Here is a 14,320-nt window from a genome sequence, read left to right on the forward strand (position 1 = left end):
CGCCGGCCCGGGCCGGGCATCGGAGCCTCGGTCCCTCCCGCCTGACGGGACGGCCGGCCGGCGCCGTCCGGGCCCGCGCGGCACGGCCGACCGGCGTCTTCCGTGTCCGCGCGGGACGGCCGACCGGCGTCTTCCGGGCCCGCGCGGGACGGCAGGCCCGCGCCTCTTCGGGCCCGCGCGGGACGGCCGGCGGGCGCAGGAGGCGCTAGCGTGGATCACCATGTGCGGCAGGTACGCGACCACCCGTAGCGCGGCCGATCTGAGCGCCCTGTTCGAGGCGTTCGACGAGACCGGCGGTCGGTTGGCGGCCGACTACAACGTCGCGCCGACCGATCCGGTACCGATCGTGCGCGTCTCCGACCAGACGGGCGGTTCGGCGCTCTCCGTCGCCCGCTGGGGGCTGCTGCCGCACTGGGCGAAGGACACCCGGGGTGCCGCCCGCATGATCAACGCGCGGGCCGAGACCGTCGCCACCACCCGGGCGTACGCGCACCCGTTCGCCAAGCGCCGCTGCCTCGTCCCGGCCGACGGCTGGTACGAGTGGGTCCGGCGGGACGGCGGCAAGCAGGCGTACTTCATGACTCCCCGCAACGGTGAGGTGCTCGCCTTCGCCGGTCTCTGGTCGGTCTGGCACGGAGCCGGTGAACCGCTGCTGACCACCAGCGTCGTCACCACGGCCGCCCTCGGTGAGCTGGCCCTGGTGCACGACCGGATGCCGCTGCTGCTGCCCCGGCGGCGCTGGGCCGAGTGGCTCGACGGTGACGACGATCCGGCCGTGCTGCTCGCGCCGCCGGACGAGGAATCGCTGGCCGGGATCGAGATCCGGCCGGTCGGCAGGGGTGTCGGCGACGTCCGGAACGACGGGCCGGAACTGGTCGCCCGGGTACCCGCCGCGCCGCTGCGGGCGTTACCAGAAGAGCCGATCGCATCGACGCTGTTCTGACTTAAGAACCGCGTATTTGCCTGCACCGATTTGCCACCGTTCGGGGTGGATCGTCGCACAGAGTTTTCCCCACCTTTGCTGAGAGCCCTTGTCACGCATAGTGGTGGTGCGATAGAACACAGCGCCGGCAGTGGGTGTCGGCTCGCACAGGGCGAGCGGCACTCATCGATCTTCGTCGGTCCCACGGGGGAGGTGGGTGAATGACACGGGCGCGGATGCCACGCCCGCACGAGGTTGCCGCTGCGCGACGAGACCCGAGGTTGCTTCGGGCACTCAGCGAGCGGCGTCTGGACGATGCCTGGCGTACCCGGGGGGTGTGCCAGAGCGTGGACCCGGAAACATTCTTTCCGGCGCCCAGCGAGCCGGCCGATTCGGCCGTCGCGCTGTGCAGGACATGTGACGTGCAGGGACCCTGCCTCGCCTGGGCGCTTGAGGTGGGTGACTGCCACGGCGTGTGGGGGGCGACCACACCGCGTGAACGCCGGGCGATGCTGGTCGCCTGGCGGGACCAGGTCGAACATGACCCGGACGCGGTCGCCGATGCCGGGCCGCCGGTCCGGGATCGGCTGCTGACCCTCATCCCGCTGAGTACGAGTCGCCGCTGACCCGTCCGCCGCGCCGCTGACCGGGTCGTACCGGTCGTCGGCCGGTCAGGTCGTGTCCGTACCTTGGCCGGCACCGTCGGCCGGGTGCCGGTGGCAACACCGGATCACCTGGTCGGCGGTGCGACAACGCCTGCCGGTGGTGCGAAAGCACCTGACCGGCGTACGACAACGCCTGGTCGGCGGTGCCTTACGGTGCGGTGCCATACAGTGGCGCCGTGCGACGTACCGGCGAGATCGACACTCCACGGGGCCCGGCCCGGGTGGATGTCGACGTGCCGCGTACCGACCCGGCGACCCTGCTGGTGCTCGGACACGGCGCGGGCGGCAGCGTGGACGCGCCGGACCTGGTCGCGCTCCGGGACGCGGCGGTCGGGGCCGGCCTCGCGGTGGCCCGGGTCACCCAGCCGTACCGGGTCGCCGGTCGGCGGGCACCCGCGCCGGCCGGCCAGCTCGACGAGGCATGGGTGGCGGTCGTGACGGAGCTGCTGGCCGGCTTCCGCCCGACCCCCACCCTGGTCGTCGGCGGCCGGTCCAGCGGCGCCCGGGTCGCCTGCCGGACCGCCGGCACGCTGGGCGCGGCCGGGATCGTGGCGCTCGCGTTTCCGCTGCACCCGCCCGGCCGGCCCGAGCGGTCCCGGGCGGCGGAGCTGCGTACGGGGCTGCCGACCCTGGTGCTGAACGGCGATCGCGACCCGTTCGGGGTACCCGCCGGCGAGCCGGGCGTCCGGGTCGAGGTCCGACCGGGTGAACGGCACGACCTGCGGGTCGATCCGGCGGGTACGGCCGAACTGGTGCTCGACTGGCTGCGCGAACAGGGCTGGGCGGGCTGAGCCGACTGTCTCGTACGGCCGGGTGGCGGTGCCGCCTCCTACGGCCGGGTGGCGGTGCCGGCGGGGCTGGACGGGATCCGGCCGTTTCTGTCGTACCCGCGTGGTCGTTGCTCCTTCTGATGCCGGACACCGAGGCTGATTCTCCGAATCGGCCGCGGCGCCCGGTTTCATCCTCCCAGGCCCTTCCTGGTCCCAGTCGTGGGTAGTCGACCACGGCCGGGGCCAGGGATGGGCGGTGGACGGAATGCGCCGCCGGGTACGGCGGTTACAACTCCCGGAAGCCAGTGGAGCCACAAGGGGGTTTACCCGGTGTCTACCGAGACACGGAGCCTGGAGCACGACCGCGAGGTGCGGTTGCCCGACCGGCGGCGGAACGGCCCGCCCTCCCGGTCCTCGGGTGACCGGCCCGGGGTGGGTGCCGGCACCGCCCGAACCGAGTCGCCGGGCCGCGCTTTCCGCGTATCCTCGGCGGGACAGCCGAATAACGCTGCGGCGGTGGGGAAGAAGACTGCCGCGCCGGTTCGGTACCGAGGCGAGGGAGACGGCCGGTTGACAGCGGAGAAGACGGACGAGCGCAGAGCCCGGTTCGAACGTGACGCGCTGCCCTTCGTCGACCAGTTGTACGCCGCCGGCCTGCGCATGACCCGCAACCCGGCCGACGCGGAGGACCTGGTCCAGGAGACCTTCCTGAAGGCGTTCGCCGCGTTCCACCAGTTCGAAGAGGGCACGAACCTCAAGGCGTGGCTCTACCGGATCCTGACCAACACCTACATCAACTCCTACCGCCGTCGGCAGCGGCAGCCCGTGCAGGCGCCCACCGAGGAGATCACCGACTGGCAGCTAGCCGAGGCCGAGTCGCACACCTCCAGCGGGCTGCGCTCGGCCGAGACCGAGGCGCTGGACCGGCTGCCGGACAGTGACGTGAAGGAGGCGTTGCAGCAGCTCCCCGAGGAGTTCCGGCTCGCCGTCTACCTCACCGACGTCGAGGGGTTTTCCTACAAGGAGGTCGCCGACATCATGGGTACGCCGATCGGCACCGTGATGTCCCGGTTGCACCGTGGTCGGCGGAACCTACGGAAGCTGCTTGAGCGCTACGCTGCCGATCGGGGCTTCTCGTCCGCCCCGTCGACCAGGTCCGCCGCGGCTGGCCGGGAGGTGTGAGCGAATGAGTTGCGGTGAACCGCACGAGACGGACTGCCGTGAGGTCCTCACCGAGGTATACCTCTACCTCGACCTGGAGTGCGCGGACGAGCGGCGCAACCTGATCCGGGACCATCTCGACGAGTGCTCGCCGTGCCTGCGCGAGTACGGCATCGAGCAGGAGGTCAAGGCGCTGGTCGCCCGTTGCTGCGGCAACGAGACCGCGCCCGCCGAACTCCGCGAGCGGCTCCGGGTCCGCCTCGCCGAACTGGTCTTCGAGACCGACTCCCGGGAGTACCTGCCCGACTGACCCGCTGTCGACGGCGCCCGGTCGACCCGTCGACGGGCCGCTACTGACCGGTGTCGACCGGGCGCTTCTGACCCGTGGCGACCGAGCCGAACTGGCCCGGCGCTGACTGAGCCGCTACTGACCCGTGTCGACCGAGCCGAAACTGGCCCGGTGTCGGCCGGGGCGCTAATGACCGGCCGGGCCCCGTCCGACGGATCGCCGGGCGGGCCGGGGTGCCGCGAACGCGTGTACCGCGATCGCCGACGGATCCCGTGCCCCGCCCGGCCGCCCGGGCTCGGCCTGCGCCGGGCTCAGGAGTTGGGGCGCTTGCCGTGGTTGGCGGCGCTCTTCTTACGTGCCTTCTTCTTCCGCGACTTCTTCGCCATGCTGACCTCCGTCTGCCTATCGGTGGGCGGTGCCGGCCGTCATCGCCGGCCGCCCGTCTGTTGCTCGCGTGGTGCTCGCGCCCGGCAATCCTCCCATGCGCGGCTCGGCCGGCCCGCCGAGGCGGTGCGCCCGGCCCGCGCGACCGGCGGTTGGTCGCCGCGCCCGGCACGCCACCGGCGGTTGGTCGCCGCCGTGCCTACGCCGGCCACCGTCGCATGATTGGATACCGTTCGCAGGCAACAGCGACGACGAGGGGGAACCGATGGCCGAGGAAATCCGCGCCGAGATGGTGGCGAACGTCTGGAAGGTCGTGGCCGCGGCCGGCGACTCGGTGTCCGAGGGCGACACGCTGGTGATCCTCGAATCCATGAAGATGGAGATCCCGGTGGTCGCCGAGTCGGACGGGGTGCTCCGGGAGCTCGCCGTCAACGAGGGCGACGTCGTGCAGGACGGCGACCTGATCGCCGTCATCGAATGACCGGCGTGCTGGTTCGGGTCGCCGAGCCGGCCGACTTCGACGCGATAGCCCGGCTCACCGTGGCGGCGTACCGGGCGGACGGGCAGCTCGACAGCGAGCACGGGTACGAGCAGGCGCTCGCCGACGTACCGGCCCGGGCGGGTGCCGGCGAGCTGCTGGTGGCCGTCGACGAGGTGACCGGGGAACTGCTCGGGGCCGTGCTGTTCGTGCTGCCCGGCTCGGCGTACGCCGAGATGTGTGTCGCCGACGAGGCCGAGTTCCGGATGCTGGCGGTGGATCCCGGGGCGCAGGGCCGGGGCGCCGGGAAGGCGCTGGTCCGGGCCTGCGTGGACCGGGCGAGGTCGCTCGGCCGTACCCGGGTGGTCATCTGCGCCCGCAGCTTCTCCGCGCCCGCGCTGCGGCTCTACGCGGGATTCGGTTTCGTCCGTACGCCGGACCGGGACTGGTCGCCGGCAGCCGGCGTGGAACTGCACGCCCTGCGCCTCGATCTGGTCGACGGGTCGACCGCCGAGCCGGAGTCGCACCGGGCCGGCTGCGGCACCCGCTAGACCGGCCGGCCCGACTCCGCCCCGGAGTCGACGACCGGTCCGGCGGGGGTCTCGCCGATCCGGTCGAGCAGCTCGTTGGCGATCTCCAGCGCCAGTTCCTGCCGTTCCCTGGTGCTGATCTCCCCGCGCAGCGCGAACAGGCTGCCGTGTACGGCGAAGAGCGCCAGCGTCGCCCTGAGTTGTCCGGCCGGCGACGGGTCGGCCCGGGAGAGCAGTTCGGCGATCGAGAGCATCCGGTCCCGCATCATCTGCCCGGAGGACAGTTGGTGGACCACCGTCCGGTTCTGCTCGAAGAACTGCACCACGTTCCGACCGTCGTCGCCGAAGATCTCGTCGCAGTAGCGGCGCAGCGTGGCCCGGCGGCCGTCGGCGTCGCCGGGCTGTTCCCGGGCCCATTCGAGCAGCTTGTCCAGCCGGTCGATCCGGTCGGACACGATGCTGTCGACGATGTCGTCCTTGCTCTTGAAGTGGTAGTAGAGCGCGGCCTTGGTGACACCCAGTCGCTCGGCGATCTCCCGCAGCGAGGTCTTCTCGTAGCCCTGCTCGGTGAAGAGCTCCAGGGCCACGGTCTGGATCCGGGACCGCGTGTCGCCTGTGCTGCCGGTCACCCGGACCACCTTCCGTAATCGCTTGACGGGTACCCGGCGCCCAACTTACCGTACGGCAAGTAGAATCACTAGCCGGTCGGCAAGTAAGCACGTTGTAACTCAGGGGGAGAGCCTACCGATGACCACGATGGCGGAGGCGCCGGCAAGACCAGTCAACATCAGGGTCGTGCTCGGCGGCCTGATGATCGCGATGATGCTCGCGATGCTCGACAACATGATCGTCAGCACGGCGCTGCCGAGGATCGTGAGTGAGTTCGGCGGGCTCAACCACTTCACCTGGGTGGTCACCGCGTACGTGCTCGCCACGACCGTCTCCACCCCGATCTGGGGCAAGTTCGGCGACCTGTACGGCCGCAAGACCGTCTTCCTCAGCTCGATCGTGCTGTTCCTGTTCGGCTCGGCGCTCTGCGGGATGGCCGGCTCGGAGATGCTCGGCGGCCCCGGCGACGGGATGATGGAACTGATCGCGTTCCGCGCGGTGCAGGGCCTCGGCGCGGGCGGCCTGATGGTCGGCGTGATGGCGATCATCGGCGACCTGGTACCGCCCCGGGAGCGGGGACGCTACCAGGGCATGATCGCCGGCATCATGGCCATCGCCATGGTGGCCGGTCCGCTGGTCGGCGGCTTCATCACCGACCACCTCTCCTGGCGCTGGGCGTTCTACGTCAACCTGCCGCTCGGCGGCGTGGCGCTGATCCTGCTGGCCACCCGGATGCACCTGCCGAAGTACCGCACCGAGCACCGGATCGACTGGCTGGGCGCCGCCCTGCTCTCGATCGGCATCACCGCGATCGTGCTGGTCACCACCTGGGGCGGCAACGAGTACGACTGGACGTCCGGCCAGATCCTCGGGCTGGCCGCGCTCGCCGTACTCTCGCTGGCCGCCTTCGCGCTCGTCGAGCGGCGGGTGCCGGAGCCGATCCTGCCGCTGAGTCTCTTCGCCAACCGCAACTTCGCGGTGATCTCGGTGATCGGCTTCCTGCTCGGCTTCGCGATGTTCGGCGCGATGAACTTCCTGCCGCTGTTCCAGCAGACCGTGCAGGGCGCCTCAGCGACGAACAGCGGCCTGCTGCTGCTGCCGCTGATGTTCGGCATGCTGGTGGTGTCGATCGTGGTCGGCCGGGCGATCACCAAGACCGGCCGGTACCGGGCCTTCCCGATCGTCGGCGGGATCGTGATGACCGCCGGGATGGCGCTGCTGGCCATGCTCGACGTCGACACCGGCAAGCTGGAGTCCTCGCTCTACATGATCGTGCTCGGCGTCGGGATGGGCTTCCTGATGCAGACCTCGATGCTGATCGCGCAGAACAGCGTCGAGCAGAAGGACCTCGGCGCGGCGAGCGGCGCCGCCACCTTCTTCCGGTCGATCGGCGGCTCGTTCGGCATCTCGCTCTTCGGCGCGGTCTTCGCGAACCGGCTGGCCGACTCGCCCGCCGGCGCGATGATGGCCGGCGGCGGCGAGGGCGCCGGAGTGGACCCGGCCGCACTGCGCACACTGCCGCCGGAACAGCAGCACGCGGTGCTCGGCGGTCTCGCCGACGCGATCGGGGTGGTCTTCGTCTGGGCGGTGCCCTTCGCGCTGGTCGTCGCGGTACTGGCCTGGTTCGTCAAGGAGATCCCGCTGCGCGGCGGCCCCACCGACGCGGCCGACACCCCGGAGGAGCAGGCCGAGATCGCCCTGGCCAGCCCACCCGTACGCTGACCGCCGGCACCAGCCCGGCTCCCGACCTGACCTGTACACCAGAGGCGTAACACAGGCTCGATAGCGCCTCTGGTGTACAGGTCAGGAGGAAAGCCATCCGTCCGGTGCTGGTCAGGCGTGCCGGGTGAGGCGCCGCCACAGTCGGTCCAGCAGTCGGGTGAACCGGCGCTGCCGGGGTGCCACCGGACCGGCGCCGTCCCTGGCGAGCAGCAGCTTCGCGGTGTCCACCGCGGCCGGCTCGGCGGACGGGGTGGCCAGCACCAGGTGGGCCAGCGAGCGCAGTACGCCGACCGGCCGCCGCTGGGCCACCTCGACCGCGTCGCCCAGCCGCTCGGCGGCGACCCGGGCCACCTCGTCCCGCACCGACGGGTCCACCCAGGCGGCGGTGACCAGGGCGAACAGCGCCGCCTCGGTGACCCAGTCCTCGACGCCCCAGAGCAGGTCGAGCAGTACCCGGCGTCGGGTCGAGTCCGGCCACGGCTCGTCGGTGCGGTGGTGCAGCAGCCCGAGGCAGACCCAGACCTGGACGCAGCGCACCCACAGGGTCGGGTCGTGCCGGCTCAGGGTGCGGCCCAACTCGGTCGGCGGTGGGGCCGGCGGATGCGCCAGCAGGCCGAGCAGGTCGTCGAGTTCGAGCGTGGCGAGCCCGACCGCCGCGTCGTAGGCGGCCGGTGGGTGCGGCCAGGCGGGGTGCGCCAACTGCTGGATCCGGCGTACCGCCGGTTCGGCGGGGGCGGGCACGACCGGCAGGACGATGTCACCGGTGTACTCCCACAGCCGGTGCCCGACCGGCCGGCGGGGCTCGCGGGGATCCGGCTCGGGGATGGCGTCGACCGTGACGAACAGGTCGGGGGCGGCGTCGTGCAGGGCACGCTGTGCGCTGGGCGGCTCCGGCCCGCGCAGCGTCAGCCGGCTGCCGTCGGCCGGTTCGCCGGTGGCCAGCCGCTGCCGCAGCGTCACCGCCACCGTCTCGGTGGCCGGCGGTATCCGGCCCAGCCACGGCTGGCCCTGGCAGCACTCCGCGAGGTCGCTGTGCTCGTGCGAGTCGTCCGGATGGTCCCGCTGGAAGTCGGCCAGCGCCACCAGGTGGCCGAGGTCGCCGTCGCGGCGGTAGCGCAGCCGGTGACCGGTGTGCACCGCGCAGTCGAAGGCCGGGTCCCGGGCCAGCGCCCGGTCGATCCAGCCCAGCGCCTCGTCGAGCCGGCCGTGGTCGGCGAGGGTGCCGGCGATGTCGGCGTACACCGAGAGGTCGTCGGGGTCGTGGTCGACGGCCCGGCGCAGCGCGGCGAGTGCCTCGCCGGTCCGCCCGGCGCTGCGGTAGGCGTAGCCGAGCCAGACCTCGGAGAGTTTCGACGGCAGTTCCCGGGCACCCTGGCCGGCCCACTCGACGGCCTGGCCGACCGCGCCGACCCGGCGGGCCAGTGCGGAGGCCGCGCCGAGCAGCAGGCCGTGCCGGGGATGCGCCGCCACGGCGTGCCGGGCCAGCCGCAGATAGGGCCAGAGCGGTTCGCGGGCGGTCTCCGGCACCGGGTCGGAGATGCCGGCGCAGACCTGCATCAGCACCCGGGCGATCCGGTCCGGGTCGAGGTTGCCGGGCAGTTCGGGCGCGCTGACCCAGGGCACGCCGGCCCAGTCGGCCGACGGGACGTGGCCGGTGGCGGCGGCCAGCAGTTCCAGCCCGTCGCCGGGGCGGCCGGCGGCGGCGAGCAGGTGCGCGCGGGCCACCACGGTACCGATGAACGGGTGCTGGTCGAGCGGGAAGAGGTCCACCCCGCCGCCGGACCGGGCGGCGAGCTGGGCCAGCGCCTCGTGCACCTCGGGCATGGTCGGGGCGTACGCGATGGCTCCGGCCAGGTGGCCGGCGGCGTGCCGGAGATCGCCCTCGTCCAGCGCCAGCCGGGCCAGCGCGAGTTCCCCCTCGGCCGAGAGCCGGGGGTCGTCCGTTCCCTCGGGCACCGACTCGACCCTTCGCGTACGTGGAAATTCCCCTGGGTTGGGGAGCCTAGGGCATGGCGACGGCGGGTGGTGATCTACTGCGCAAAGCTGATCGTTAGATTGCTCAAACGCGTGCAATCGTGCAAAGCTGAGCATGGAACGCGCGGGAATCGCGCATGAGGAGGTCACCGTGGCACAACCGGGAGCCGGCATGGCGGCGGACATCGCCGAGCAGCCGGAAGGCTTCGCGCGACTGCTCGAACCGGCCTCGACGGCCGCGATCGCGCAGGTCGCGGCCGTGATCGCCGAACGCCGGCCGAAGCACGTGGTGTTCACCGCACGGGGCACCTCGGACCACGCCGCGCTGTACGCCGCGTACCTGACGGAGATCCGGCTCGGGCTGCCCGCCGGGCTCGCCTCGCCGAGCACCGTCACCGTGTTCGGCGCCCGCCCCGACCTCTCCCAGGCACTGGTCGTCGGAGTGAGCCAGAGCGGCGGGTCGCCGGACCTGACCGAGGTGCTCCGGGTCGCCCGGGAATCCGGCGCGTTGACCCTGGCGGTGACCAACGCGCCCGACTCCCCGCTGACCGCCGCCGCCGAACTCTCCGTCGACGTGGCGGCCGGGCACGAGCGGGCGGTCGCCGCGACCAAGACGTACACCGCCGAACTGCTCGCGCTGCTGCTGCTGGTCGAGGGGATCCGGGCCGGGGACGGGGTGCTCCCGGCCGAGGAGCGGGCCGGGCTGGCGGCACTGCCCGAGCTGGCCGCGCAGACCCTCGCCGACCCGACCCCGGGGCAACTCGCTCCCCGCTACCGCTTCGCGGACCGGATGGTCACCACCGGGCGCGGGTACGCGTACCCGACGGCCCGGGAGGCGGCGCTGAAGCTGATGGAGACCAGCTACCTGCCGGCGCTCGCCTTCTCCGGCGCCGACCTGCTGCACGGCCCGCTGGCGATGACAGACCCGGACGTACCGGTGCTGGCCGTCGTCGGCAATGGGCCGGGTGGAGCCGCGATGCGGGACGTGGTCGGCAAACTCGGCGAACGCGGCGCCGACCTGGTCGTCGTCGGCCCGGGTGGGGCTGCCGGAGCCGCCGCCCAGCTACCGGTGCCCGAGGTCGACGAGCGGTACGCGCCGCTGCTGGACATCCTGCCGGTGCAGCGGCTCGCCATGGCCCTCGCGCTGACCCGGGGCGAGGACCCCGACGCGCCACGGGGACTGAACAAGGTCACCGCCACGCTCTGAGACCACCGCCACGCTCTGATCCGGCCCTCGCCCGGTGCTGTGTGATACCCGTACCGGGCGTGGTCGTGGCAGGCTTGCCCCGTGTCCACGCTGCGCGATCTCGCCGAGGAGCACACCGGGCTGCGTCCGGTCGACGTCGACCACCTGCACCGGGTGGCCGGCGACTGGCAACTCCTCTCCGATCTCTCCTTCGCGGATCTGCTGCTCTGGGTGCCGGTCAGCGACACCGACGGCTTCGTCTGCGTCGCCCAGGTACGCCCGACGACCGCGCCGACGGCGTACCAGGACGACCAGGTGGGGCGGATCGTCGGCGGTCCCGAGGTGGCGCACCTGGCGATCGCGTACAGCCAGGGCCGGATCTGGCGGGAGGGCGACCCGGTCTGGTACGGCGACACCCCGGCCCGGCACGAGGCGATCCCGGTCCGGCTGCGTTCCGGCGACGGGGAGTCCGGTGAGGTGATCGCCGTGGTGGGCCGGGACACCAACCTCTCCACCGCGCGCACCCCGAGCCAGCTCGAACTGAACTACCTCACCACCGCCGACGACCTCGCCCAGATGCTCTCCGACGGCACGTTCCCACCGGTACGCCACCCGGGGGAGACCACCACCGCGCCCCGGGTCGGCGACGGGCTGGTCCGGCTGGACGCCAACGGCAAGGTCACCTACGCCAGCCCGAACGCGCAGTCGGCGTACCGGCGGCTGGGGTTCGCCTCGCACCTGGTCGGCGAGGACCTGGCGGCGCTGAACGGCCGGCTGGCCGCCGACCCGCTGGAGGGGACCGAGGCGGCCAACCGGGTACTGGCCGCGTTGCGCGGCGAGGCGCCGCCGCGCCGGGAGATCGAGGCGCGCGGCGCGACCGTGCTCACCCGGGCCCTGCCGCTGATGCCCGCCGGGGTGCCGATCGGCGCGCTGGTGCTGGTCCGGGACATGACCGAGGTACGTCGCCGGGACCGTGCCCTGATCACCAAGGACGCCACCATCCGGGAGATCCACCACCGGGTGAAGAACAACCTCCAGACCGTCGCCGCGCTGCTCCGCCTCCAGGCCCGCCGGGTCGGCATCCCCGCCGCCCGGGCCGCGCTGGAGGAGTCGGTACGCCGGGTCGCCTCGATCGCCCTGGTGCACGAGACCCTCTCGATGTCGAGCGACGAGGCGGTCGAGTTCGACGGCATCGTGGACCGGGTGGCGGCGGCTGCCGCCGAGGTGGCCGCGACCGAGGTCCCGGTGCGGGTACGCCGGCAGGGCAGCTTCGGGGTGCTGCCGGCGGAGATCGCCACCTCGCTGGTGATCGTGCTGAACGAGTTGCTGCTCAACGCCGTCGAACACGCCTTCCCGGAAGCGGGAGAGAACGCGGTCGAGCAGGCCCTCTCGGAGTCGGTGGAGAGCGACGTGATACCGCTGGCCACCGCCGTGGACGCGTCCGCCGCGACCGGTGTCCAGGACGGAGCCGCCGCGACCGAGCCGCAGCCGACGGCCGGCCCGGCGCAGGCGGAGCCGGCCGAGGTGGTCGTCTCGGCACACCGGTTCCGTAAGCAACTGCACGTCACGGTCGCGGACAACGGCCGGGGGCTGCCGGAGGACTTCGACGCCGACCAGGGCAGCCGACTCGGCCTCCAGATCGTCCGGGCGCTGGCCACCGGGGAGTTGCGCGGCACCATCGAACTCCGCAACCGCGCCGGCGCCGGCACCGAAGCGCTGCTGGTGGTCCCACTGGCCCGCTAGCCCATCCGGCTTCCCGACCGAAAGTCCCACGTCAAGATCGCGCTGTTCCCGGGAAGATGCGGCCTCAGCGGCAGACGGAGGGGACTCTTACCGGGAAAGAGCGGCCGGCCCCTGCTGGCGGCCCGGTTGCCCGGTTGTCAGCGGGCGGCCGGAGGGTGGGTGAGCAGGGCCACCGTGAGACCTGGCACCGTCCAGGTGGTGTCGAGGCGGTACCGGGTGCGTAGCGGGTCTGCTCGGGTTTCGGGCAGGTGGGCCAGCGGATCGGCGTGTGCTCCCCAGCGCAGCAGCCAGAGTCGATCAGCCGTGGCCAGGCAGCGCTCGGGTTCGGAGCACTCGGTGGCCCAGAAGTCGGCGCGACCTACCTGGTCCTGGACGAGGAGCACGTCCCGGGGGCGGTCGGTCCGTAGGTAGTACGCGGTGGCCAGGTCGAGGAAGGCCCAGCCGTTCCGGGGCACGTAGACGATGCCGTCGCCCGGGCGCTGGTGGGCGGCGATGATGCGTACCGCTGCCGGATAGTCGACCGGGGCGGTGCGCGGCCACTCGTGGGTGCGCCGTACCGCGGCCTGTTCGGGTACGCCGAGCAGGGCGGTGAGCAGCACGATCGCCAGGGCGGCGGCAAGCCGGAGCGGGGCGAGGGTGGCGGCGGCGAGCAGGCAGCCGAACGGGACGACGAAGAGCAGGTAGCGGGGTACGAAGAGCGGCGTGAACTGGCCGGCGGCGAAGAGCAGCAGTGCCGGCAGCAGCACGGTCAGGCCGACCAGCACACCCCGGCGTCCCCGGGTGGCGACCGCGACGGCGGCGAGCCCGACCAGCAGTCCGCCGACCACGCCGGCCTGCACCACGCTGCCGGGCAACCCGAGCAGGTCGCCGACCCCGGGCCGGCCCACCCAGTCGAGTTGCCGGCCCTGCTGGCTCCGGCCGAGCACCGCCAGTGGCGCCAGCACCAGTCCGGCCACGGCCACGGCGACCAGCCACGGCAGCCGTACCCGATCGCGGCGCGCGAGCAGGACGGCGAGTGCGTGCCCCACGACCAGGCTGACCGCGAACAGGTTGGCCAGGCCCAGCCCGGCGACCGCCGCCGCGTAGCCGGCCCAGCGCGGCGACGCCGGCCGGTCCACGGCCCGGCACAGCAGCAGCGTGGCCAGCACCGCGAGCAGGGTGACCAACGCGTACGGGCGGGCCTCCTGGCCGTACCGGGAGGTGCTCGGCAGCACCGCGAAGAGCAGCCCGGCGAGCAGCCCGGCCCGGCGGCCGAAGAGCCGCGCGCCGAGCAGGGTGGTAAGCGCGGCGGCTCCGGCCATGGCGAGTGCGGACGGCAGCCGCAGCGCGACGACGGAGTCCCCGGCGACCGCGATCCAGCCGTGCATCAGCAGGTAGTACGGTCCGCTGACCGCGTCGATGGTGCCGACCAGCCGGAACAGGTCGCCGAGCGGGCGGGAGGCGGCGCTCCAGGTCGCCAGCTCGTCGCGCCAGAGCGGGGCGTGGTCGAGTCGCACGGCGGTGACGAGGAGGGTGGCCAGGGCCGGCCAGAGCCAGCTCGCCCGGCGGAACCGATCCGGCAGGACGATCCGGCGGGCAGGTCGGGAGGAACCGTGTTCTATGCCGGATGAGGTGCTATCTGTCGCATTAGTTCCAATATCCGGAATCGTAGCGTGAAGCTGGCCACAGTGGGTCCGGCAGGCGGGATCGGATCGCGCGACTGTGGTTCGCCGGTTAACGGTGTGGCAACATGACGGGTATGACCGCCGCCGTGCGCCGCTTCGCGAGGCCGGGATTCACCTCCCGCCGCCACGTGGACTACGGCCGCGTACGCAGCGCGATCTGTCCGGCCCACTGACGCCACCCGGACCGTTCCGTCCCGGGCGTGCAGCGCGCCGGCCCCCTCCG

At 72.8% G+C, this 14,320-nt stretch carries 14 protein-coding genes; 10 read left to right on the forward strand and 4 right to left on the reverse strand.

Annotation, left to right across the window (positions count from 1 at the left end; all coding sequences use genetic code 11):
* Positions 1-220: 220 nt before the first annotated feature.
* The 5 genes from Pen02_RS04175 to rsrA all read left to right on the forward strand — a co-directional run bounded on the left by Pen02_RS04175 (position 221) and on the right by rsrA (position 3,828).
* Positions 221-943 carry an SOS response-associated peptidase gene (locus Pen02_RS04175; RefSeq protein ID WP_203864548.1) on the forward strand — a complete coding sequence of 241 codons (723 nt, stop codon included), beginning with the start codon at positions 221-223 and terminating at the stop codon, positions 941-943.
* A gap of 200 nt (positions 944-1,143) precedes the next feature.
* Positions 1,144-1,548 carry a WhiB family transcriptional regulator gene (locus tag Pen02_RS04180; protein WP_203864549.1) on the forward strand — a complete coding sequence of 135 codons (405 nt, stop codon included), beginning with the start codon at positions 1,144-1,146 and terminating at the stop codon, positions 1,546-1,548.
* A gap of 215 nt (positions 1,549-1,763) precedes the next feature.
* On the forward strand, positions 1,764-2,378 hold the full coding sequence (locus tag Pen02_RS04185; RefSeq protein ID WP_203864550.1) for an alpha/beta hydrolase family protein: 615 nt from the start codon (positions 1,764-1,766) through the stop codon (positions 2,376-2,378).
* 309 nt (positions 2,379-2,687) lie between these two features.
* A complete protein-coding gene (locus Pen02_RS04190) occupies positions 2,688-3,539 on the forward strand; it encodes a sigma-70 family RNA polymerase sigma factor (RefSeq protein ID WP_275413549.1) in 852 nt (283 codons plus the stop codon).
* A 4-nt stretch (positions 3,540-3,543) separates the two neighbouring features.
* A complete protein-coding gene (gene rsrA, locus Pen02_RS04195) occupies positions 3,544-3,828 on the forward strand; it encodes a mycothiol system anti-sigma-R factor (RefSeq protein WP_203864552.1) in 285 nt (94 codons plus the stop codon).
* A 290-nt stretch (positions 3,829-4,118) separates the two neighbouring features.
* Here the strand turns inward: rsrA and Pen02_RS42935 are convergent, their stop codons facing one another.
* Positions 4,119-4,193: a 50S ribosomal protein bL37 gene (locus Pen02_RS42935; RefSeq protein ID WP_369814844.1), complete on the reverse strand. Its 75-nt coding sequence runs from the start codon at positions 4,191-4,193 to the stop codon at positions 4,119-4,121.
* Between the two features lie 263 nt (positions 4,194-4,456).
* Between Pen02_RS42935 and Pen02_RS04200 the strand changes: the two genes are divergently transcribed.
* Positions 4,457-4,672 carry a biotin/lipoyl-binding carrier protein gene (locus tag Pen02_RS04200; protein WP_203864553.1) on the forward strand — a complete coding sequence of 72 codons (216 nt, stop codon included), beginning with the start codon at positions 4,457-4,459 and terminating at the stop codon, positions 4,670-4,672.
* Positions 4,669-5,220 (forward strand): GNAT family N-acetyltransferase, encoded by a 552-nt coding sequence (locus tag Pen02_RS04205; protein ID WP_203864554.1) that lies wholly within the window; start codon positions 4,669-4,671, stop codon positions 5,218-5,220. The genes Pen02_RS04200 and Pen02_RS04205 overlap by 4 nt, the downstream gene beginning before the upstream one ends.
* Here the strand turns inward: Pen02_RS04205 and Pen02_RS04210 are convergent.
* Positions 5,217-5,828 carry a TetR/AcrR family transcriptional regulator gene (locus tag Pen02_RS04210; protein ID WP_203864555.1) on the reverse strand — a complete coding sequence of 204 codons (612 nt, stop codon included), beginning with the start codon at positions 5,826-5,828 and terminating at the stop codon, positions 5,217-5,219. The genes Pen02_RS04205 and Pen02_RS04210 overlap by 4 nt on opposite strands.
* Positions 5,829-5,946: 118 nt before the next feature.
* Between Pen02_RS04210 and Pen02_RS04215 the strand changes: the two genes are divergently transcribed.
* Positions 5,947-7,530 (forward strand): MDR family MFS transporter, encoded by a 1,584-nt coding sequence (locus Pen02_RS04215; RefSeq protein WP_203864556.1) that lies wholly within the window; start codon positions 5,947-5,949, stop codon positions 7,528-7,530.
* A 111-nt stretch (positions 7,531-7,641) separates the two neighbouring features.
* Here the strand turns inward: Pen02_RS04215 and Pen02_RS04220 are convergent, their stop codons facing one another.
* Positions 7,642-9,486, reverse strand: coding sequence for a tetratricopeptide repeat protein (locus Pen02_RS04220; RefSeq protein WP_239140046.1), 1,845 nt, complete (start codon positions 9,484-9,486; stop codon positions 7,642-7,644).
* A gap of 190 nt (positions 9,487-9,676) precedes the next feature.
* Between Pen02_RS04220 and Pen02_RS04225 the strand changes: the two genes are divergently transcribed.
* Together Pen02_RS04225 and Pen02_RS04230 are read left to right on the forward strand one after the other, a co-directional pair.
* Positions 9,677-10,711, forward strand: coding sequence for an SIS domain-containing protein (locus tag Pen02_RS04225; RefSeq protein ID WP_203864745.1), 1,035 nt, complete (start codon positions 9,677-9,679; stop codon positions 10,709-10,711).
* 81 nt (positions 10,712-10,792) lie between these two features.
* Positions 10,793-12,433 carry a PAS domain-containing sensor histidine kinase gene (locus Pen02_RS04230; RefSeq protein ID WP_203864558.1) on the forward strand — a complete coding sequence of 547 codons (1,641 nt, stop codon included), beginning with the start codon at positions 10,793-10,795 and terminating at the stop codon, positions 12,431-12,433.
* Positions 12,434-12,570: 137 nt separating this feature from the next.
* Here the strand turns inward: Pen02_RS04230 and Pen02_RS04235 are convergent, their stop codons facing one another.
* Entirely contained in the window at positions 12,571-14,001 is a 1,431-nt protein-coding gene (locus Pen02_RS04235; protein ID WP_203864746.1) for a glycosyltransferase family 39 protein, read from the reverse strand.
* Positions 14,002-14,320: the final 319 nt, after the last annotated feature.

Source organism: Plantactinospora endophytica (assembly GCF_016862915.1).
GTDB lineage: Bacteria > Actinomycetota > Actinomycetes > Mycobacteriales > Micromonosporaceae > Plantactinospora > Plantactinospora endophytica.

What these genes read in the sequence shown, in the direction of transcription:
- Pen02_RS04175 (WP_203864548.1), top strand. Translation starts at nt 221, where the DNA reads ATGTGCGGCAGGTACGCGACCACCCGTAGCGCGGCCGATCTGAGCGCC.
- Pen02_RS04180 (WP_203864549.1), top strand. Translation starts at nt 1,144, where the DNA reads ATGACACGGGCGCGGATGCCACGCCCGCACGAGGTTGCCGCTGCGCGA.
- rsrA (WP_203864552.1), top strand. Translation starts at nt 3,544, where the DNA reads ATGAGTTGCGGTGAACCGCACGAGACGGACTGCCGTGAGGTCCTCACC.
- Pen02_RS04200 (WP_203864553.1), top strand. Translation starts at nt 4,457, where the DNA reads ATGGCCGAGGAAATCCGCGCCGAGATGGTGGCGAACGTCTGGAAGGTC.
- Pen02_RS04205 (WP_203864554.1), top strand. Translation starts at nt 4,669, where the DNA reads ATGACCGGCGTGCTGGTTCGGGTCGCCGAGCCGGCCGACTTCGACGCG.
- Pen02_RS04215 (WP_203864556.1), top strand. Translation starts at nt 5,947, where the DNA reads ATGACCACGATGGCGGAGGCGCCGGCAAGACCAGTCAACATCAGGGTC.
- Pen02_RS04225 (WP_203864745.1), top strand. Translation starts at nt 9,677, where the DNA reads ATGGCGGCGGACATCGCCGAGCAGCCGGAAGGCTTCGCGCGACTGCTC.